Origin of the sequence: Desulfitobacterium dichloroeliminans LMG P-21439 (assembly GCF_000243135.2) — a bacterium.
GTDB classification, from domain to species: domain Bacteria; phylum Bacillota; class Desulfitobacteriia; order Desulfitobacteriales; family Desulfitobacteriaceae; genus Desulfitobacterium; species Desulfitobacterium dichloroeliminans.
Genome location: NC_019903.1, coordinates 1,752,935 through 1,773,914 on the forward strand (window position 1 = coordinate 1,752,935; position 20,980 = coordinate 1,773,914).

22 protein-coding genes are annotated in these 20,980 nt (G+C 51.6%); 21 read left to right on the forward strand and 1 reads right to left on the reverse strand.

All coding sequences use genetic code 11. The annotated features are described in order from the left end of the window. Positions 1-52: 52 nt before the first annotated feature. From DESDI_RS08295 to DESDI_RS08360, 14 genes are all read left to right on the forward strand, one after another. Positions 53-4,660, forward strand: coding sequence for an S-layer homology domain-containing protein (locus tag DESDI_RS08295; protein ID WP_015262180.1), 4,608 nt, complete (start codon positions 53-55; stop codon positions 4,658-4,660). Positions 4,661-4,696: 36 nt separating this feature from the next. Continuing rightward, positions 4,697-5,257, forward strand: coding sequence for a YodL domain-containing protein (locus DESDI_RS08300; protein ID WP_015262181.1), 561 nt, complete (start codon positions 4,697-4,699; stop codon positions 5,255-5,257). 63 nt (positions 5,258-5,320) lie between these two features. Continuing rightward, positions 5,321-5,740: a SpoVG family protein gene (locus tag DESDI_RS08305; RefSeq protein WP_015262182.1), complete on the forward strand. Its 420-nt coding sequence runs from the start codon at positions 5,321-5,323 to the stop codon at positions 5,738-5,740. Positions 5,741-5,796: 56 nt separating this feature from the next. Further along, entirely contained in the window at positions 5,797-6,060 is a 264-nt protein-coding gene (locus DESDI_RS08310; RefSeq protein ID WP_015262183.1) for a DUF6133 family protein, read from the forward strand. Position 6,061: 1 nt separating this feature from the next. Next, positions 6,062-6,475: a prepilin peptidase gene (locus tag DESDI_RS08315; protein WP_015262184.1), complete on the forward strand. Its 414-nt coding sequence runs from the start codon at positions 6,062-6,064 to the stop codon at positions 6,473-6,475. Between the two features lie 13 nt (positions 6,476-6,488). After that, positions 6,489-7,334, forward strand: a complete 846-nt coding sequence (cpaB, locus tag DESDI_RS08320; RefSeq protein ID WP_015262185.1) for a Flp pilus assembly protein CpaB — start codon at positions 6,489-6,491, stop codon at positions 7,332-7,334. Between the two features lies 1 nt (position 7,335). Continuing rightward, the gene (locus DESDI_RS08325) at positions 7,336-8,148 is read left to right on the forward strand and encodes an AAA family ATPase (RefSeq protein WP_015262186.1); all 813 of its coding nucleotides are present in this window, start codon (positions 7,336-7,338) and stop codon (positions 8,146-8,148) included. After that, positions 8,145-9,608: a type II/IV secretion system ATPase subunit gene (locus tag DESDI_RS08330; protein ID WP_015262187.1), complete on the forward strand. Its 1,464-nt coding sequence runs from the start codon at positions 8,145-8,147 to the stop codon at positions 9,606-9,608. The genes DESDI_RS08325 and DESDI_RS08330 overlap by 4 nt, the downstream gene beginning before the upstream one ends. After that, the gene (locus DESDI_RS08335) at positions 9,605-10,534 is read left to right on the forward strand and encodes a type II secretion system F family protein (RefSeq protein ID WP_015262188.1); all 930 of its coding nucleotides are present in this window, start codon (positions 9,605-9,607) and stop codon (positions 10,532-10,534) included. Before DESDI_RS08330 ends, DESDI_RS08335 begins: the two co-directional genes overlap by 4 nt. Before the next feature lie 8 nt (positions 10,535-10,542). Then, positions 10,543-11,412 carry a hypothetical protein gene (locus DESDI_RS08340; protein WP_041219864.1) on the forward strand — a complete coding sequence of 290 codons (870 nt, stop codon included), beginning with the start codon at positions 10,543-10,545 and terminating at the stop codon, positions 11,410-11,412. Between the two features lie 93 nt (positions 11,413-11,505). Beyond that, on the forward strand, positions 11,506-11,901 hold the full coding sequence (locus DESDI_RS08345) for a DUF4320 family protein (protein ID WP_015262190.1): 396 nt from the start codon (positions 11,506-11,508) through the stop codon (positions 11,899-11,901). Then, positions 11,898-12,449: a hypothetical protein gene (locus DESDI_RS08350; protein WP_015262191.1), complete on the forward strand. Its 552-nt coding sequence runs from the start codon at positions 11,898-11,900 to the stop codon at positions 12,447-12,449. The genes DESDI_RS08345 and DESDI_RS08350 overlap by 4 nt, the downstream gene beginning before the upstream one ends. A 94-nt stretch (positions 12,450-12,543) precedes the next feature. Further along, positions 12,544-13,101 (forward strand): DUF6550 family protein, encoded by a 558-nt coding sequence (locus DESDI_RS08355; RefSeq protein WP_015262192.1) that lies wholly within the window; start codon positions 12,544-12,546, stop codon positions 13,099-13,101. 73 nt (positions 13,102-13,174) lie between these two features. Continuing rightward, positions 13,175-14,869, forward strand: coding sequence for a DUF8193 domain-containing protein (locus DESDI_RS08360; RefSeq protein WP_015262193.1), 1,695 nt, complete (start codon positions 13,175-13,177; stop codon positions 14,867-14,869). 76 nt (positions 14,870-14,945) lie between these two features. On the opposite strand, the gene DESDI_RS17310 is transcribed toward DESDI_RS08360, so the two are convergent. Further along, positions 14,946-15,626: a hypothetical protein gene (locus DESDI_RS17310; RefSeq protein ID WP_015262194.1), complete on the reverse strand. Its 681-nt coding sequence runs from the start codon at positions 15,624-15,626 to the stop codon at positions 14,946-14,948. A gap of 437 nt (positions 15,627-16,063) precedes the next feature. On the opposite strand from DESDI_RS17310, the gene DESDI_RS08370 reads away from it, so the two are divergent. From DESDI_RS08370 to DESDI_RS08400, 7 genes are all read left to right on the forward strand, one after another. After that, positions 16,064-16,402, forward strand: a complete 339-nt coding sequence (locus DESDI_RS08370; RefSeq protein ID WP_015262195.1) for a DUF3852 domain-containing protein — start codon at positions 16,064-16,066, stop codon at positions 16,400-16,402. A gap of 12 nt (positions 16,403-16,414) precedes the next feature. Continuing rightward, positions 16,415-16,867 (forward strand): hypothetical protein, encoded by a 453-nt coding sequence (locus DESDI_RS08375; protein ID WP_015262196.1) that lies wholly within the window; start codon positions 16,415-16,417, stop codon positions 16,865-16,867. Positions 16,868-16,937: 70 nt separating this feature from the next. Continuing rightward, a complete protein-coding gene (locus DESDI_RS08380) occupies positions 16,938-17,843 on the forward strand; it encodes a conjugal transfer protein TrbL family protein (RefSeq protein WP_015262197.1) in 906 nt (301 codons plus the stop codon). Further along, a complete protein-coding gene (locus DESDI_RS08385) occupies positions 17,840-18,244 on the forward strand; it encodes a DUF7768 domain-containing protein (RefSeq protein ID WP_015262198.1) in 405 nt (134 codons plus the stop codon). The genes DESDI_RS08380 and DESDI_RS08385 overlap by 4 nt, the downstream gene beginning before the upstream one ends. Next, positions 18,241-20,094, forward strand: a complete 1,854-nt coding sequence (locus DESDI_RS08390; RefSeq protein ID WP_041219866.1) for a DNA cytosine methyltransferase — start codon at positions 18,241-18,243, stop codon at positions 20,092-20,094. The genes DESDI_RS08385 and DESDI_RS08390 overlap by 4 nt, the downstream gene beginning before the upstream one ends. Continuing rightward, a complete protein-coding gene (locus DESDI_RS08395) occupies positions 20,070-20,336 on the forward strand; it encodes a hypothetical protein (protein ID WP_015262200.1) in 267 nt (88 codons plus the stop codon). Before DESDI_RS08390 ends, DESDI_RS08395 begins: the two co-directional genes overlap by 25 nt. Next, on the forward strand, positions 20,333-20,923 hold the full coding sequence (locus DESDI_RS08400; protein WP_015262201.1) for a hypothetical protein: 591 nt from the start codon (positions 20,333-20,335) through the stop codon (positions 20,921-20,923). The genes DESDI_RS08395 and DESDI_RS08400 overlap by 4 nt, the downstream gene beginning before the upstream one ends. Positions 20,924-20,980: the final 57 nt, after the last annotated feature.

The following is a 20,980-nucleotide window of genomic DNA, read 5'->3' on the forward strand; positions in this document are numbered from 1 at the left end:
GCTGATTCCGGCCTTGTCATTGTTAAAATCAAAAAGAAAGGACTGAAAACCCATGAAACAAAAAGGAAAACGCATCGGCATTCTCGCCCTTGTTCTCATCCTTCTGGTGTGCGGCGGAATCTATACGGCATACCGCCTTCATCCGGAAGCCTTCATCCGGCAGGATGAAATCATCACACGCGGTGAGTTTGCCGCCATTATGGTGCGGGATATACCGCTGGATACCGCAAACGCGGCGAAAGACCCACCCAGCTTTCCTGACATCGACGGCCACTGGTCGGAGAAAAACATTGAGGCACTCATCGACGCCGGCATCATTGACCCTGCTGATTATCCGGACGGCTTCCATCCTGATGACCCTATAACCCGCGCTGAGATCATCAAGATGCTCGTGCGGATCAGCGGAAAGGATGAGGAAGCGAAAAACACGCAGGGACACAGCGGCTATGAGGATCAGGATGCCATTAACGATGAGGACAAAGGATACCTCATTGTCGGCCGTGAGGACGGTATCATAGGAGAAACGGACGATAACAAAATCCATCCTAATGATCCGGTGACCAAGGGAGAAGCCGATGACCTGATCGACAAGGTTACACCGGAAACCCCTACACCGCCGCCGGTCACGCCAACTCCAACGCCTCCTTCACAAACTCCGACCCCGGAGCAGCCGACACCCACGCCAACGAATCCGGATGACAATCAGCCGACTCCAACACCCACGCCGAATAATCCCGGCAATGACTCCGGAGGCGGTTCAGGAGGCGGCTCATATTATTACCCTGATGCCGAGGTACGGTTTGAACTTCCCGCTACTGCCCATACCGATACGGAAATCAAAGTAATGCCCGTGTGGAAATACATGAGCAGCTTCTCGTGGTCGCTGACCAAAACAGCCGTGGACGGCTCCCAACAGCCTGTAGAACTGAAAGATGCCGTTAGCGGTACTCTCGGTTTAGAGGGCGGCTCCATCAGTTTTAATCAGGATGGGCAATACACATTGACCGGCAAGGCAAAGAATGTAATTGGAAAAGAAACTGTGCTGTCCAAACAGATCACAGTCTATCCGGTCATCGATCTGAGCTTTGACCTTCCGGAAACGACTCACACGGACAAATCGGTTACTCTCACCTTCCAGCTCGAAAAACTCTTTGGCCACGACATTGTATGGACAGCAGCAAAAGACGGAGAAACCGTTCAGCTGGCCGACATTCTCAATGGCGAGCTTGGGAGCGAAGGCGGTACTTTTGTGTTCAAAGCAAAAGGTGAATATACACTGACCGCTGCCATCACGGATGACACCGGACGAGTCTTTATCCATACAGAAAAAACAAAAGTTTATCCGGTGGCTGGAATTGCTTTTGAGCTTCCGGTAGCCTCCCATACGGATACAACTCTTGAGGTTTCAACAACACTTACAGAAGCGGACGGACTTACTGTAACTTGGAACCTTACCAAGAACGGTGAAACTGCTGTGCTTGCCGATGAACTGGAAGGTTCCCTGACCAATGACGGCGGAAAAATTTGCTTCAAGGACAAGGGTGTGTATATGCTCACCGGATCGATCACCGATGAAACTGGCAGAATCTTTGAAACCTCTAAAACCATCACCATCTACCCGGTAGGTTCCATTGGTTTCTATTTGCCGGAAATCACCCATACAGACAAGGCTGTCCGCGTGGAGAGCCGCTTCGAAAACCTTGGAGAAGCCGCAATCCAATGGTCGCTGACCAAGGATGGAGAGGCTGTCACCTTAACCGATGCGGTCTTGGGGGAATTGACTAACGAGGGAGGCTTCATCTTCTTTAAAGAAAAAGGCGAATATGTTCTGAAAGCAGCTTTTACAGATCCTGCTGGCAGGACATATAGCTACACAGCACCGGTTAAGGTCTATCCTGTTCCCAGCATTTCATACAAGCTGACTGAAACCGCCTACACCGATACCATTGTCAGTGTAATTCCAGAAACCTTGGAATTAGGCAGCCTAAAAGTGGAATGGCTGTTAGAGAACGGCTTCGGATTCCAGGATTTTGCGACTTATGTTGATGGAACTCTGGACAACAACGGCGGTTCCATCCGATTCAAGCACGCCGGTACCTATGAGCTGATCGCCCGAATCACAGATGAAACCGGGCGGGTATTCCTGTTTGAAAACGGAGGAAAAATCGAAGTTCTGCCGGTTCTGAACATATCCTTCGAGTTTCCTGAATCGACCCACACCGACCGCACTGTTGATCTCCGGACCCGCGGCAACAACAATGTGCTGCCGGTGGAATGGTTGCTTATCAAAGACGGAGAACCTGTGGAAATCTCTGATGCTTTGGAGGGAACGCTGAACGCCTACGGCGGAAAAATACAGTTTAAAGATATCGGAAGCTATACCCTGACGGCCTCTATGACGGACGCGCTTGGCAGGGTGTTCTCCTATAGTGCATCCACTACGGTCTATCCGATCCCGTCAATTTCACTCAGCGTTCAGCAGACCTGGCACGCCGGAGATGCTGGAACTGTCAGTGTCAGCGGCACGGACTTGGAGAATCTCACTGTGGGCTGGACAATCATCCAGGGTGACGGTGGCGCACAGCCGTATTACATCTACTCCTCCGGAACTCTGACTAAAACAGGGGGCAGCCTGACCTTCCCGGCAAAGGGTCAGTACGAGCTGATCCTCACTATGACGGACCCCACCGGCCGAACGTTTACCAGAAGCCGGAGCATTACGGTCTATCCCATTCCTTCAATTTTACTCAGCATATCGCAGACCTGGCACGCCGGCGAGTCTGGAACGGTCAGCGTCAGCGGCACGGATCTGGAAAACCTCACTGCGGACTGGTCTGTCATCCAGGGGAATAGCGACGTGAAGCCTTATTCAGCCTATGCCTCCGGAACCCTGACCAATGAGGGTGGCAGCCTGACCTTCCCGGCGAAGGGACAGTACGAGCTGATCCTCACTATGACGGACCCCACCGGCCGTGCCTTTACCAGAAGCCAGAGTTTCACGGTGCACCCCATCCCGTCTGTTTCACTCAGCGTCCAGCAGCCTTGGTACGCTGGTGAACCTGGAACAGTCAGCGTCAGCGGCACGGATTTGGAGAATCTTACTGCAGACTGGACGGTCATTCAGGGAAGCAGCAGCGCGAAGCCTTATACTGCCTATGCCTCCGGGACCCTGACCAAAGCAGGGGGCAGCCTGACCTTCCCCTGGAAAGGACAGTATGAACTGATCCTCACCCTGACAGACCCCACCGGCCGAACTTTTGCCGGAAGTCAGAGCTTCACGGTGTACCCCATTCCAACCATGAGCCTTGGCGTACCATCGCTGACCTACAGCGGCGAGTCTATGGCAGTCACTGCCTCCGGTACTGAGCTGAGCGGAGCATCCGTTGACTGGCTCCTTTCGGTGGATAACGGCGGAGCAAAGCCCTACACGGAATATGCCACTGGCTCCCTTGGTATCAGCGGCGGCACTCTGCGGCTCTATACGGATAAAACCATTACCGTGAAGCTGCAGGCAGTGGTCACCGATACCAATGGGCGCAGATTCACTTTCACCTCCAATGCAGGAATGGTCAAGCCTATTGCCAGCTTCCCGTTTACGGTTCCGTCCTCCGCTCATATCGGCTCCGGCTTTTACGTTTCCCTGCCGGGAACATCCGGACTGGAGGGCAGGACTCTTAATTGGTCGCTGACCAAGGGTGGAAACGCGGCCGGTTACACCGGAAGCCTCTCAAACAGCGGCGGAACCATTGCTATCCAAAGTACCGGAAGCTATGTCCTGACTGCAAGCACCACCGACAGCACCGGCAGAAACTTCAGCTATTCGCAGAACATCACCATCACCAACAACGCACCGAATAAGCCGACCGGAAGCGCGTCGGTAACCCGAACCGCAAAGGATGGCAAGCTGCTGGTTAACCTCTCAGCCTATGCCAGCGATCCGGACGGCGATGCTGTGAGCCTGGAATACTCCGGCAACACAGCAGACAGCTACTATGCCGTAGGTACCCAAACCGTGTGGGTTCGAGCAAAGGACGCGTGGGGGCTGTATTCGGACTGGACGGGCATCACCTTTATAGTAACGAACTCTGCTCCCACGACGCCGGTGATCACCCGTACTCCTGACGGCAACAGCATTGCACCCGGCGTAGCAATCACCATTTCCGCCTCCAGCACAGACCCCGATGGCGATGCCATCACCTATATATGGGAAGGACGCCCGGCACAGACCAGCACTGCCTATCCCCTCGGTAAGAATGTGGTGCGCGTGAAGGCTGTGGATTCCACCGGAGCCGAGTCGCCCTGGGCGGCTATCGTGTTCTTTATCGCCGACCCCAATCACGGCGGCGGCATGACACTGACCGGTCCGGAGTCCGTCATTCTGGAACAGGGTATCGCGGGAGCGACCATTACCAATTACACCTTCACGGTGCCGCCTGTCGATGGACACAGTGGTCAGGACTATGGACGTGTCCGCGGCTACAACATATTGACCGGACAATGGGATCAGCTAGACTACGGCACAACCACTAACGGCATTACCTTCAGCCGTTCATTATCACCGGGACTCTATAGCCAGCTTGAGTTCTACTATTATACCAATCACGATTGCATGTACAACAAAAGCAATATCACTTATTCTGTCACCTTCTATTTTCAGTAATACTCCGGCAGTCCTGCCGGGAAAGGAGGAAGTGTTATGAACGGTATTCAGATTAAGAACAACCGCATCCTTTACTACGGCAATACAGCCGGCTATATCGAAAAGGACAGGGCTATTGTAGACCCGATGTTTCAGAACGAGGAACTCCGGTCCTATCTCACAGAGAAAAAAGGACTGGAGCTGGAGTGGAGAAACGGCACCTTCGCGCGGATGGCAGAGGGAAAGATCGATCCGGAAGGCAACCTGCAGGTTCTGAAAAAATGCAGGGTCCATCAGCTCAAGCCCGATGTGGATGTAATGATGAAATTCATCGGGTATGACGAACTGCTGGAGCACTTCGGAGAACCTGACCCTGACAACTACCGGGTGGTCTATGACGGCGAGGTGGAAACCAATAATCTGGAGGAACTCTTCGCCAAATTCAACCTTGACCATCCGCTCGGCTATGAGGGACACAGCCTTTCCATGTCGGACGTGGTGGAGCTGTATGATGATTCCGGCAGCTCCTTCCACTATGTTGACCGATTCGGATTTAAGGAAATCCCCTTTCAGCCACAGGAGCAGGAGCTGTACCAGGGACCGACGATGAGCCTGTAACACTATCAGTCGCAGCCGGAAGGCTGTTTTTTTAACCCACAAATATTTAAGGAGGAAACATCCATGAGTAAAGCACAAGCTACCGCCAAAACTCCGCAGGAATCTGCGCAAGCCGCTACGGAGCAGCCTCTACCTATGAAGGTGGATGTGAAGATCGGCTCCATCCGTCCGGAAGGCAATGTCAAGGCTTACGCGTCCATCAACCTGAATGACTGCTTCGCCATCCGCAACGTGAAGGTGGTAGACAGCTCCAAGGGGCTGTTTATTGCCATGCCCAGCTACAAGGCGGGAAACGGAGAGTACAAGGACATCTGCTTTCCGGTCACCAAGGAATTCCGGGAACAGCTGAACAATGCGGTCATCGACGCCTACCATCAGGCCTTCACCCAGAGTCAGAACCAAAACCAGCAAAAGACGGCGGATAAACCGTCTTTGGAACAGGCACCGGAGCAGAGCGCCGGTATGCAGATGGTGGGACTATAAGCCCCGCCATCTTTGTTACTCAACCACTAAAACAAACATATTGGAGGTAAATCATAATGAAAAAATTCCTGTACACAATGAAGAGAAAGTTTTCCTTCACCTTAAAAAAAGTTAAGGCTCAGCTGACATTAAAGTACCTGATGACAGAATCATTACTCTACTCCCAGCGTGGGGAAGGCTTTGTGGATACCGCCATTAAAATTTTAATGGCAGTGGTCATCGGTGCCCTCGTCCTTGCCGGCCTGTACGCCCTGTTTGGTGAAACCGTCCTGCCGACCCTGAAACAGCGTATTATTGACATGTTCAACTTTGGAAACTGATATGCCGCTTCTCTTGCAGGGCGGTTTTTTTATTGCCCTTTTGTCTGCTGCTTCCCTATGGGATCTTAAAAAAAGGATCATCCCTGACACCATTTGTGTGTTCATTGTCCTGACAGGATTGTTCATATTTGAACCTTTGAAACTGTTCGGGGTGCTTGCCGCCTTACCGTTTCTGCTTGCTGCCCTGATCTGGGATGGTATGGGCGGCGGGGATATCAAGCTTATGGCGGCTGCGGGGCTGGTGCTGGGTCTGCAAAAAAGCATGGCCGCCATAATCATTGGTTTAACAGCCATGCTGGTATTCCATGCAATCTATACCCTGATCCAAAGGCTGCGCGGGAGGAATGCTCCAAAGGCATACCCTCTCGCGCCTTTTCTTTCTCTTGGCTGCTTTGCAGCATATTTCTTAATTTAAGGAGGAACACTCTATGAGTTTTCTTAAAAACCGCACAGTGCTAGGCGTTATCTGCATTGTGCTGTCTTTGCTTATTTGTTTTGCCCTGACTCCGCTGTTCAACCAGACTGTATCGCAGAAAACATCCATAGTCCGGGTAGTAAAGGATATAAAGTGCGGCGATCAGATCACCAAGGATATGGTGCAGACCGTGGAGGTGGGCGGTTACAACCTACCCGAAAATATAATGAAGCAGGCTGATTCGGTCATCGGCAAGTATACCATTGCGGATCTGTCTCCCGGTGACTATATTATTTCCACCAAGCTGACTGATGTCCCCGCTGCGGATAACGCCTATTTGTACAGCCTGAACGGTAATAAGGAGGCTATTTCCGTAAGCATCAAAAGCTTCGCCCAGGGTCTGTCCGGCAAGCTGATTTCCGGCGACATCGTGTCTGTCATCGCTCCCGATTATAAGAAACAGGGATCTACTGTAATCCCTCCGGAGCTGACCTATGTCGAGGTCATCGGTGTAACGGCCAGTACAGGTTATGACACTGATTCAGAGCAGTCTTCCGGGGATGAGGATACAGGCAAGAACGAGGATGAAAAACAACTTCCTGCCACCGTGACGCTTTTGGCATCTCCGGAGCAGGCAAAGATCCTTGCGGAGCTGGATGCGGACGGCAAGCTTCATCTTTCCCTTGTTTACAGAGGCGCCAAGGAGAACGCCGCCAAATTTATTGAGCTGCAGGATAAGGTGATCCAAGCACTGTATCCGGTTCCCGCGGCACAAACAACTAATGGACAAGCACAATCCCCTCCGCACAATACAGTCACGGAGACTGAAAATACTGTTCCGGAAGCCGGAGGTGAGTAATTTGCTCAACTTCATGAAAGGGAGCATCTTCTCCCGAAAGCAATTAGAATCAATGCAGGAGGAACCGGAACAGGATGTGCAGGTGCTGGCGGTATGGGGCAGCCCAGGCAGCGGAAAAACCACGGTCAGTGTACGCCTTGCCAGGTATCTGGCGGACCACAAACACAACGTTGTGCTGCTGTTATGCGATATGACCACCCCAATGCTGCCCTGCATCTGCCCGCCTGCAGAGCTGGAATGCGAGAGATCCCTCGGAAGCATCCTCGCAGCAACCCATATCAACGATACGCTGATCAAGCAAAACTGTGTTACCCATAAAAAATTGAGCTATCTCACAATGATCGGCATGCTCAAGGGCGAGAATGTGTTCACCTATCCGCCATATACCCAGAAGCTGGCGGCCGAGCTCATTGATCATCTGCGGGACGTCGCTCCATACATCATCATTGACTGCGGTAGCTCCATCGCCAACGACATCCTGTCGGCGGTTTCCCTGCTGGAAGCAGACACGGTGCTGAGACTGGTCAACTGCGATCTCAAGTCCATCAGCTACCTGTCGTCACAATTGCCGCTCCTCAAGGATCAGAAATGGGATGCGGATAAGCAGTATAAGGTGGCCTCCAACATCAAATCCAATCAGGCTGGAGAGCATATCGAGCAGGTGCTCGGGTCTGTCTCTTTCAAGCTGCCGCACTCGGATGAGCTTGAAAACCTGGCCCTTGCAGGAAACACGCTGGGAGAACTGGCTCTCAAAGACAGCCGGAGCTTTCGTACTGAGATCGCAAAGATTTCAAAGGAGGTGTTTGGCGTATGAGTAAGAAGAACCGCAGGCGGGACGCCACCAATATACCGACGCATTTGGCGCCGGTACTGGATGTCACCTCAAAGGAAACAGGTGAAAAGTCACATACCATCAGCATGACAGGTAACCAAAGCCTGTTTTTTTCATCTGATGGAGCCGCCAGGGAATTTGGCCCGGTCTTGCATGAAGTGCAGGAGTACATCTCCAGTAAATACGCGACGCTGATCACCAGCGGAGGAACAGAAGAAGTGAAGGCGCAGGTCAAACGGTACATCACCAAATATGTACAGGATTACCGCATCGCTGTTGCAGGTATGACACAGACGCAGCTGGTGGATGCCCTGTATACGGAAATGGCGGAGTTTTCGTTTCTGACTAAATACATTTTCGGCACCGGTATTGAGGAAATAGACGTCAATGCCTGGAATGACGTCGAGGTGCAGTACAGCAGCGGCATCACCAAGAAGCTGGATGAACACTTTGACAGTCCTGAGCATGCCATCAACGTGGTGCGCCGTATGCTCCATGTGTCAGGAATGGTGCTGGATAACGCCAGCCCGGCAATTCTGGGACATTTGAGTAAAAATATCCGCATCGCCGTGCTGAAAACTCCGCTGGTGGATGAGGATGTAGGCGTAGCAGCTTCCATTCGTATCGTCAATCCGCAGAGCATGCGGAAGGAGGATTTTATCCGCGGTGGGACGGCCACCGATCCGATGCTGGGTTTTCTGTCGGAATGCCTGCGATACGGCATCTCCATCTGCGTGGCAGGCGCAACCAGCTCCGGGAAAACCACTTTGGCAGGCTGGCTGCTGACCACCATACCGGATAACAAGCGTATTTTTACCATTGAAAATGGTTCGCGCGAACTGGCGCTGGTACGGCAAGATGACGGAATGGTCTGTAACAGTGTCATCCACACGCTGACCCGCATGAGTGAAAACGAGAAACAGAACATTGATCAGGATATCCTGCTGGACATGGCGCTGCGTTTTAATCCGGAAATCATCTGCGTTGGAGAGATGCGCGGACCGGAAGCCTATGCCGCCCAGGAGTCCGCCAGAACCGGTCACACGGTGCTGACCACCATCCACTCCAATAGCTGCGAAGCCACATGGCGCCGCATGGTTACCTTGTGCAAACGGAAATATGACATGGCGGACAATACTCTCATGGATCTGGTAACAGAGGCATTCCCCATAGTGGTTTTTGCAAAGCAGCTGGAAAACAAACAACGCAAGCTGATGGAGATTATGGAATGCGAAATTCTGCCGGATGGCAGTAGAAACTACCGGAGCCTGTTCCAATTCAAAATCACTGAAAACCGTGTAGAGGATGGAAAATTCATCGTGAGCGGCCAGCACAGTGCGGTACAGGAGATTTCCCAGAGTCTGCAGAAGCGCTTTCTTGAAAATGGTATGCCCCAGGATACATTAAAACAAATCCTATCTATGGGAGGTGCCAATCGATGACCGCAATTCTTTTAATTGCATGTGCCGGTCTTATCATCGGCGCCTTTCTGCTGATGGGACTCTCACCGCTGGAATTTACCGGCGGGCTGTTTGGGTTCCTGACTCGTAAAAACAAAAGCATCCGTGCAGAAATTAACGAGACTACCCGTCGTAAAAAAACATCCATCCTTCGCAGGGAAATTGCAGAAGTACAGGAGATTCTTACAATCACCGGACGTAGCAGCCGCTTTTCTCTCGTCTGCGCGGCGTCTCTTCTGTTCTTTGCCGCGGGTGGCAGTCTAGCCATTCTGATGGGGAATATGTTTCTTGTTCCTGTGCTGGCTGTAGGTATGATGTTTATCCCTTTCTGGTATATCCGGCTTACGGCCACTCATTACAAAAAGAGCATCGCCGCGGAACTGGAAACGGCCCTTTCCATCATTACCACAGCTTATCTTAGAAACGAGGATATCCTCACGGCTGTGGAGGAAAGCGTTCAATATCTCAATCCTCCTGTACGAAGCGTGTTCGCGGAATTTCTGACGAGGGTAAAGCTCATTAATCCGGATATTGACACAGCGCTTCATGCCATGAAGCCCAAAATTGACAACGACGTGTTTCGTGAATGGTGCGATGCCATTGCCGCCTGTCAGTATGACCGCGGCCTGAAAACCACGCTGACCCCGATTGTCAGCAAGCTAAGTGACATGCGCATCGTTAATGCGGAGCTGGAATATCTGGTGTTCGAACCCCGCAAGGAATTCATCATCATGGCTCTGCTGGTCGTTGGGAATGTGCCGGTCATGTATTTTCTCAATAAGGACTGGTATCACACTTTGATGCATACCGCGGTGGGACAGGCCATCCTGGCGGTCTGTGCGGCGGCGATTTTTATCTCGACGGCGTTTGTCATTAAGCTGACTAAGCCCATTGAGTACAGGAGGTGACGGAGATGATGACACAATTATTTTTTACAGGAATCCTTCTTGCTGTGGGGCTGTATTTCATTTTAGCAGATGTGCTGAAGCTGCCGACCATGAAAACCGCTAAGGCCATGCTGGGTGCGGGGAGAGAGAGTAAAAAAGCAGCCAAAACGGTGGAAGCCTGGCTTATGTCCGGTGCGGTAAAACTCTCACAATATATCCGCATAGATGAGTATAAGCACAGCAGGATGGCCAATATCCTCAAGGCGGCGGGGATATCCATGACCCCGGAGGTGTACTCCGCCTACGCAATTACTAAAGCCGGAGCTATCCTGCTTGGAGTGATTCCATGCCTGATTCTGCTCCCGCTGCTCTCGCCGGTGCTGATTATCCTTGCCGTATTATCCTATTTCAAAGAAATCCGGAAAGCGGATGAGCAGCTGAAGGCGAAACGGGATCAAATCGAAGGTGAGCTGCCCCGGTTTGTTGCAACAATTGAGCAAACTCTCAAGACCAGCCGTGATGTGCTGGCGATGATGGAAAACTACAAGAAAAACGCCGGCCCCGCCTTTGTTCTGGAACTGGACGTGCTGACTGCGGATATGCGCTCCTCCAGCTATGAGGCGTCACTAACCAGGTTTGAAGCAAGGCTCAACTCCCCGATGCTTTCCGATGTGGTCAGGGGGCTGATCGGTGTCCTGCGGGGCGATGACAGTGCCGTGTATTTTCAGATGCTGGCGCATGACTTTAAAGCTCTGGAACTTCAGCGTCTCAAAGGTCAGGCTCAGAAGATTCCTCCGAAAATCAGGGTGTTTTCCTTTGTAATGCTGATGTGCTTCCTGCTTACCTATCTGGCTATCATCGCCTTGGAGATTCTCAATTCTCTCGGCAATATGTTCTAAGGAGGTATGCCAAATGACAAACAATCAAATTTTGGAGGCGCTGCGTGAAAAGCTGGACGAAGCCTTCCGTCCGCCCGAACAGGAGGTGCGCCTATGCTGAAGCATCTCCGGTCCCGGCGTGGCGAGGGGTATATCGATGTGGCAGTGCTGGTGCTGTGCGTGATGCTGGTCATCGCCTTGGCGGTCAGCGTTCTGCCGGTGTTTGTGAGCAAGAACCAGCTAGATACCTATGCCGCCGAGCTGTGCCGGGAAGCGGAAATCGCCGGGCGCGTCGGCAGCGAAACAACACTCCGGGCGCAGGTTCTCTCGGAAAAGACAGGGCTTTCCCCTAATATATCATGGTCAAAAACCGGAAGGCTCCAGCTCAATGAGGAATTTACCGTTACAGTAACCATGCAGATGGATCTCGGCCTGTTCGGCGGCTTCGGGAGCTTTCCCGTTACCCTGAAGGCGCAGGCGTCAGGCAAAAGTGAGGTGTACTGGAAATGACAGCTGGTAAAATATGTGATATAATTAGAAGCAAAAAAGGCACGTCCTTCCCGCTTATCGTAGCGGTGACCCTGGCCCTTGTGATTGTCTTTTGCGGCATATCCGAATACATTCGGCTGATGATCATCGCCCAAGGTGTTCGGGATGCCGTGCAGTCCGCTGTGATTTCGACAGTAAACGACAGCTATGACGATGTGTATCACGGTGTTCGGGAAGGATATAGCGGAGCCTATCAGCCCTCCACGGATGACTTTGAGGAAAGCCTGGATTACGGCGATATGTATGGCAGACTGGATCAACTGCTGGGACTCCGGCAGGAAAACGGATACCATGTGAAATATGCCGGAAACGCTGTAGAGTTTCGCTTGTCGGGACTTTCCGTTTCCCTCAAAAATATGCCATTAGCACCAGCGAATCCTGATAATTCCAAGGGGTTTCTAGCGGATGCGACTATACGATTAGAGGTTCCTGTATCCTTTGGTGGCAAAAGCCTGCCTCCTATGACGATTAACCTCAAGGTGCAGGCAAAATATATGCCGCTATTTTAACGAAATTAAAATAATCGTAGACTTATGGAAAATTTTGTAGTATGGTGTGGTTGAAAAGACCAAACCAGCAACCTTTGAAAAGGGGGTAAAACCAATGAAGATTACTGACAGAACAAAGAAATGGCTTACCATCGCCGGGCTCGGCGTGGTATGTGTAGTCCTTGTTATAGTTATAGCCTCGCAGTTTAAAACGGAGGAACCCAAAGAAGTGTCCGTTCAGCCTTCATCAACAGCAGTGGATACGGTCACTCCCAGCACTCCTTCCACAGGTCCAACCAATACACAGGAGGTAAACGCTCAGCCAATTGATTCGACTGTGACTTCTGCAACCTCAACAGACACCGGTGATTCCACCGGCACCGATCAGAGCATTCAGGCAGAAGTTACAAAGCCTCCGGAACCATCGCAGGAAGTAAAGACCGATCCGTCCAAAACTCCCGATGGCCAAAAGGTGGACGCAGTGACTCCGGTGGAACATAGCAATGTGCCAACTCCAGCTCCGGAAACGTCTACGCCAAAGGCAGGAGATAAAAATGATAAAGGGCAGATATGGTTTCCTGGCTTTGGATGGGTCGATGATGAAGGAGCAAATACCGGAACAGTAGTGGATGGTGAGGGTGATATAAATAAACCGGTTGGAAACATGGATTGATTTATTACAAACTTTATATAGAGCAAGAAGCACCGTAAAAAACGGTGCTTCTTGCTTTTTAAGGAGGTAGCCTATGAAACAGCGTCTCAGTGTTTTTCTTATACTGGTGCTGCTTTTTTCTTTCTTTCTTCCCGTTACAGCTGATGCCGAGGGCGACGGAAATATCGACCACGGTGGTGGTGGAATGGGGAGCGGCAACGGCGAAAATTACTGGAATCCCGGAGATGAAGGGGTCAGAATCACTGTTGTTCGTGCAAGTGACCGGGCTGTCGTTACCACGCCAATAGATTTTACAGATAAGGCTCCTTCCAGTACAACAGCTCATTTCGGAAAAATCAGCAAGCTACAATACAACAGTGGAACATCACTTACTCCGCATATGAATGGTTATACTTACAACACCCCAGGCATAGCCATGCCACACATTATAAGCTCCGGTAGCGGACAAGCAGATATTGATGAAATTAAGAGATATTTCTGTTCTGAATACACTTTAATGCGTATATCCGATGTTACTGGTATGGATTATGGAGTGCTCATAAACGGTCAATATAAAATTCTTTTGGAACCCATCGCCTATATGACATTTCAGGGAGTCAAAATGGCCATGACCGCCACCGAGGCCGCGCTTTTTGACCAACAACTGAATGGCGGTCTGCGGAGCAAGATGGTTTCGCTTAGCCATAAAAACCTACCATTGGCAATGTTTCTTGAAACCCCGGATCTTGGTTATCCGGCATGGGACGGATCTACGACCACCGCTGCATCAAACACCGATATTATTTCTTCCCTTGGACTTGGTATTGTGCGCTTCAATGAAGCAGAGCCGGAGCCTCCGGAGGTCACCACTTACGACTATGAGTACCGGATCAATACAGAGGTCATCACCTCGGTGACTGTGAGAGGCGGTCAGGCAGATCCTTATCATCCCGTCACGGTGAGATTTACAATCGGCGGTCAGACATATACCGTAAGCGGTGTGTATTATCCAGAGGACGACAGCCAGCTGGTGTGGGTCCGCTGGACAACTCCGCCCACTCCACAGACCATGAATATTCATGTATCGGTATCGGGCGGCGGATCAGCGAGTCAAGGAACCATCACTGCAAAGATCGTGGACCTTTCCGGAAACGATCCACCCAATCCGGTGGCTGATGATCGCAACAATTCCTACTCCAGTACCTCCGTACCCAATAAGCCGCAGAAAACCTCGTCCTCCTGGGGCGTGTGGCATCCAAGGTGGCATGCCTATTGGGTATGGCATGGAACTGAAGAAGATGGATACTGGTGTGACCATGGCTGGTGGGAATTCGACTGGTACGCTTACAATGCAAGCCTTTCATCTTCCATGAGCGTCGTTCCTGATGCAAAAGCTCCAACAGCATCTGAAAAATTGATGAAAAGCGGTTATGGAATTAATCAAACAGTCACTGTAAATGTCAGTACAAACCAATCTTCGGCGGTAACCGAAGCGCAGAACGCGGTAACCTATTTCCCTGAATACCAGTATAAAACGTATTGGCGGCTGCTGGAAAGAACAAGCCGGGGGTACAGTTCTAAATTTGAGTTCGCGTCCAATAAATACTCGACTTACAAACGCCGGACGCATTTCACCCCTATATGGATGCCGGATGGAAATTACACACCGTATACCTGGCTCGCCGACTGCTGGACGCCCGCAGGAATGCTCAGTATTAACCTCACCGACTCGGTGACTATCCGGGGAAGCCTTTGGGATGACTGGTACATCGCACCGGTAAAGCCATAAGCAAAGAATCATTAAAATAAAGAGCTGTTCTTTGAAGATTTCGAAGAGCAGCTCTTTATAATTTTTCCGGTGCTTTTTACTCCCCCTCAGATATCAGAGAAGGCTCATCTAGTAATAGTTGAAAAATCTGCTTGGAGCTTTCCCTGTCCCGATATGTGAGCGAGTACAGAAGATCGTTGGTAATCCCCTGAAGGAAAGCCGCCATTGCAGTAACAATCAGAAACCGCTGGCGGAACAGCAGGTTCAGGTTCTTCATTGCTTCCTCATCTCCAAGCACTTCAACAATTCGGTCATATAGCTTACGAAAATCACTGACATCTAAGACATCATGTGCATTCGACTCAATCCGCTCGTAATACTCCTCGCTCATGCTACCAAGACAGCGTTCAAAAAGAACGGAGCAATATATAGAAACCTTGGTGGCACGTTCCTGAGATCTCAACGGATGTGCTTCGATGTACGCTTTGACTTCATTGTAAAATGGGTGGTCTGTGTTTTTGGAATCGCCACTGAGTATTCCGGAGCATAGGCCATTTAGGATTCCCCCAGTCTCAAAACCTTCCGATGCCGCCTCATAAGCCATTATCTCGTTCGACGTCTCAAAAAGATAGGATAGATACTTGTCCAGCAGATATCCCTGTTTACCTAAATTTGTCCGAATCTCGGCTGCCTGTTTGATGAATTCAATAAACAAATTTTTTAGATGTTTCACCGAGGCATCTCCAAGAAAACCGGACTCGTTTTCAAAAATGTTCATGTTTTCTCCCGACCTTTCTTATTTAGTCGGGAGGTTCCCCAATAGGCAAAAAAGCGTACACTAAGGCGGGCGGCTCAGCCGCCATGACCCCTTGCATACGCCTAAACTTATTGTAAAACACCATGAAAAATGGTAATATGGAAGCGTCATAGTGCCGTTTACGGTTGCGCGGGGTGGTTCGTTCACCTTTCGCAGGGCTGGTGTGTCGCAAGCGCACCAGTCTGCTATGACGTTTTTTAGTTCGGGGAAACCCCCGTGGTAATAGTAACGCTCTGAAAGGAAAATATGTCAAGAGAGTACTTAGATATTACACTCCTATCTGGATGCCGGTCGTGCCGGTAAAGCCATAAATACAGAAAAAAGAAACGAGACCGCAAGGCTAAAAAGCTTTGTGGTCTTTTTCTTTGCAAAAATCAATATTGAAAGGTGGTAATTTTATGAAAATTAATCGAATCCTGCCTGTTCTCCTCATGGCTCTGCTGCTGGGCTGCGTGCTCTGTACAACTGCCTATGCTGCGCCCAATGGCGACGTGGCCGGAGCAATTGAAAACACTTGGAACGACGCCTCCGGGCAGATCAAGACCGTGGTGAACAAGGTGGTATTCCCAGCAATCGACCTGATCCTCGCCGTATTTTTCTTTGCCAAGCTCGGCACAGCCTACTTCGACTACCGAAAGCACGGGCAGTTCGAATGGGCGGCGCCGGCGATTCTGTTCGCTTGCCTGGTATTCACCCTGACCGCGCCGCTATACATCTGGCAGATCCTTGGAATGTAGGAGGTGCGAAATATGAATTACTTTGAACAGGAGCTTCGCAAGCTGTTCGGAAACGACCCGGCTATCTCTGATAAAAGGTTTATCGGCAGAGCTTTCTTCGGAAAGCTCTCCGACAGCCTCCGCGTGAGAGTCGAATTCGTCACGATGGGCACGGCGGATCATTACGAGGCGATCAAGGCAACCGTCATCAACCGAACCGACGGGCCAGTGGACGCTGTCACGCTGCGCTTTTCCGACCTGCTCGGCAAGAAAACGGTCAGCAATCCGAACTTCAGGGAAGGCGTCACCCCATATATATGGAGGTATGGGGACAGAAGCGAATGGTATGTTTATCAACCGACAAAAGCGGACTATGATCAGATATCCGAGGTTATCAACGATTACCTTGACGTATACCGTGAACCGAAGCTGGAGATGGAGGAGTCCGGTCAGTGCGAAAACGGCCTAACAATGCGCGGCATGTAAGCAAATTTTTTCGGGAGCTTGTGAAATGACAGGCTCCCGTATTTTTTTATCCGAAAGGAGGTGACGTCCCGTGTTCATATGGGATTTTGTCGCTGACACCGTCCTCGGCCAGATCGTTGATTGGATCTACGGCCAGATCATCGGCTTCCTCGGTAACTTTTTCTCGGCTATGGGAAATATGGGCGCCGACCTGTTTGATATGACCTGGGTGCAGTCCATCGTCCTGTTCTTTGTTTATCTGGCTTGGGCGCTCTACGGGACAGGGCTGGTGGTCTCGGCCTTTGAGTGCGGCATCGAGTACCAGTCCGGCAGGGGCAGCATCAAGGATACCGCCATAAACGCAATCAAAGGCTTTATGGCTGTCAGCCTGTTCTCCGTTGTGCCAGTGGAGCTATACAAATTATCCATCTCCCTGCAGAGCAGCCTCACGGCGGGAATCACCGGCCTGGGAACGGGTATCGATACCGTCGCCGCAAATATCATTGGACAGCTGAGTGCCGCGGGAAGTCTTGAAAACGCGGGAAATGCCGGAGTGTTCGGCGGCATGGGAGCGATCACTAATCCCCTTATGCTGATCTTCATTCTCATCCTCATGGGCTACGCGGTGATCAAGGTCTTTTTCGCAAACTTAAAGCGCGGCGGCATTCTGCTCATCCAGATCGCCGTAGGCAGCCTGTATATGTTCTCTGTTCCGCGCGGATACCTTGACGGGTTTGTCAGCTGGTGCAAGCAGATCGTCGGCCTGTGCCTGACAGCTTTCCTGCAGTCCACCATCCTCATCGCGGGGCTCATGGTGCTTAAGGATCACGCCCTGCTAGGGCTTGGTCTGATGCTGTCTGCCGGAGAAGTTCCCCGTATCGCGGGAGCCTTTGGGCTGGACACCAGCACCAAAGCCAACCTCATGAGCGCGGTCTACACGGCTCAGACCGCGGTAAACATGACGAGAACCGTGGTAAAGGCGGTGGCCGCGAAATGAAACAGGTATATATCTGTTCCCCTTATGCCGGGGACATAGAAAGCAATGTCCGGTTCGCCAAAGCCGCCTGCCGTTATGCCGCGGAGCAGGGCTGCGCTCCTGTCGCCGTCCACCTGATGTACCCGCAGATACTAGATGATGCCGTACCCGCCCAACGGGAAACAGGCGTCCGTATGGGGCTGCGGGTGCTGGCCTCCAGCGACGAGCTGTGGATATGCGGATCGCGTAACAGCCACGGCATGAGCTGTGAAATCGCGGAAGCCGAGCGGCTTGGCATACCCATCAGAAACATATCAGCAGAGCTAATACAAGGAGGATGTCACATGAAGTCATACGATTCTATAGAAAGAGCATTCATGCCGGAGGAAGCGCCTTCTCCCGGCATGAAGCTGATATTATAACCATATCGCTGTTCCTCGGAAGCCTGTTTGACGGGATCGGCGGATTTCCGCTGGCAGGCGTCCGGCAGGGGTTGGCCCCTGTGTGGGCCAGTGAGATTGAGCCGTTCCCCATTGGGGTAACGAAAATACGGTTTCCGGATATGCTCCCTGTAGGCGACATTACAAAATTAAAAGGTTCGGAGCTTGCCCCAGTGGACGTGGTCTGCGGGGGCTCGCCGTGTCAGGATTTATCGGTCGCGGGAAAACGCGCCGGACTTCAGGGTGAGCGCTCCGGCCTGTTCATGGAGCAGATTCGTGTCATAAAGGAGTTGAGAGAGCATGACGCAAGAGCAAAACGAACAGCTGACCCTGTTCGACTTAGACCCAGATATATGGTCTGGGAGAACGTCCCCGGAGCTTTCTCCTCCGCAGACGGAGAGGACTTCCGCGCGGTGCTGGAGGAAATCTGCAGAATTGCTGACGGCAACGCATCTGTACCTCGACCTCCGGGAGGGGTATGGAAGCCTGCTGGGGCCATATTGGGAGATCAATTCTCACTTGCTTGGAGGGTATACGACGCTCAATACTGGTCCGTCCCACAAAGGCGCAAAAGAATCTATCTTGTCGCAGATTTTGGAGGATACACCGCACCCAAAATACTATTTGAGCAAGACCGCATGTTTGGGGATTCTGCGCCGGGCGAAGAAACGAGGCAAGGAGCTGCCACCTGTTCTGAAGCAGGCGCTGGAGATCCAGGCGGGAGTCCGGCTGACAGAATAACGGATACCGGTCCTATCGCATTCGCCTGCAATCAGCGGGATGAGGTACGGGATCTGCATGCTGTGTCCGGTGCAATCCAAGCCCAGCCGGGCATGAAGCAGCAGACCTTTATCGCCGCCGGCTTCTCGGCAGGTCAGGGAGAAAAGGCCGGAGGAATCGGTTATCAGGAGGAATGCTCTCCGACCCTGAAGGCGTCGGAGAGCGGCTCCAATATGGTGCCAAGCATTCTGTGCCTGAACGATCAGGGCGGCGACCGTATGGACGTGACGGAAAATATAACGGCGACACTTCGTGCCCAGATGGACGGTCACCCTCCGCTAGTGCTGGGCAGCCAGCAAGGCGGCGCTGAAATCTGTGTAAATTTGTGTCCGACTATTACATCGGCGGCGGGAACCAGCGGAAACAACCAGCCGGTCTTGTATGAAAATCACGGCATCGATTCCAGATATACCGGTCCCCATGCGGTGGCTCCGACCATGTCCGCCCGTTACGGTACAGGCGGCAACAATGTGCCTCTCATTTCACAGGAAGCTGAAACCTATTGCATTGCCGGAAACATTATCGACCGCCAGGATCACAATGGCGGCAACGGCATGGGCTTCCAGGCGGATATCAGCTACACGCTGAACACTGCGGACCGGCATTGTGTTTTCTCCCAGCAGCGGAGTGATGAATATGTGTCCAACGATGTGGTCAGTACTCAGAGCGCCCGGCAGTATAAGGACTCGACCGACCTTGTGTACAAAATGGACGTTGCCGGGCTTGACTGCCGAAATGGTACTGAAAATGGTGACTTAAGCGGAACGCTCCAGTCCAAGACAGACGGAGGATACTCCCTGAACAATGTGCATCCGGTCCGCATCGGCAAGCTCATACGGCGGCTGACACCTCTGGAATGCGAAAGGCTCCAGGGCTTTCCCGATTACTGGACGGATATCCCCGGTGCCTCGGACAGCGCGAGATATAAAGCCCTCGGCAACAGTGTGGCGATTCCCTGTGTGGAGCATGTGCTCCGGGGAATCGCTTATTTTTTGCGAAAATTTCATGAAGAACAGGAGGAATCCGAATGTACATCTACCCCGACAACCTGAAATCCAAGGCGGTGCTGTGGCTGTGGCAGCTCAGGGATATCGGCGTCATCAGCGTCGGTCTTTTGCTTTCTGTGTTTGCGCTGGCGCAGCTTAAGTTCCTGCCGCCTATCGTCATTACGGCCTTATACGTCTTCCTGACTATCCGGTTTGACGATACCAGCATCCTCGACTTTATAAAATACGCCTGCGCTTTCTTTATTACGAAGCAGCAAACCTACGAATGGGGGTACGGAAAGCAATGAGCAGAAAAGAAAAAAAGACAACCAGGCAGAAGCAATATACCCGGCAGCTCATCAACACAAAGGGCGTCACGGATTACAGTCTCCTGACCTACAGAGGCGACGAGCTTGTATATTTTCTCATCAAGCCGACCAACATTTCCGTCCTGTCCGAGGAAAGCGTATCGGCAAGGATTTACTCATTGATGACCGTCCTCAAGGGGATGGCAGAGCTGGAATTCCTGTGCCTGAACAGCCGTGAAAACTTCGAGGACAACAAGCAGTTTCTAAAAAAGCGCATGGAGCAGGAGAACAATACCGCAGTCAGGAGGCTCTTGGAGCATGACCTCCATCACCTTGACCGAATACAGGTACAGATGGCGACGGCAAGAGAATTCCTTGTGGTCATCCGGTTGAAGGGCGAAAAGGAGTCCGAGGTGTTCCCGCATTTAAACCGTATCGAAAAGACCCTGCGTGAGCAAGGCTTCTCTTCAAAGCGGGCTGAGTGCGAGGATATAAAGCGCATGCTGGCGATATATTTTGAGCAGAATGTCACGACCGAGCGCTTCGAGGATTTCGACGGCGAACGCTGGGTGATTACCGGAGAATAAGAGTTAAAAAGGAAGCCGTGGGCGAATGCTCACGGCTTCCGGCATATTTGGAACCTG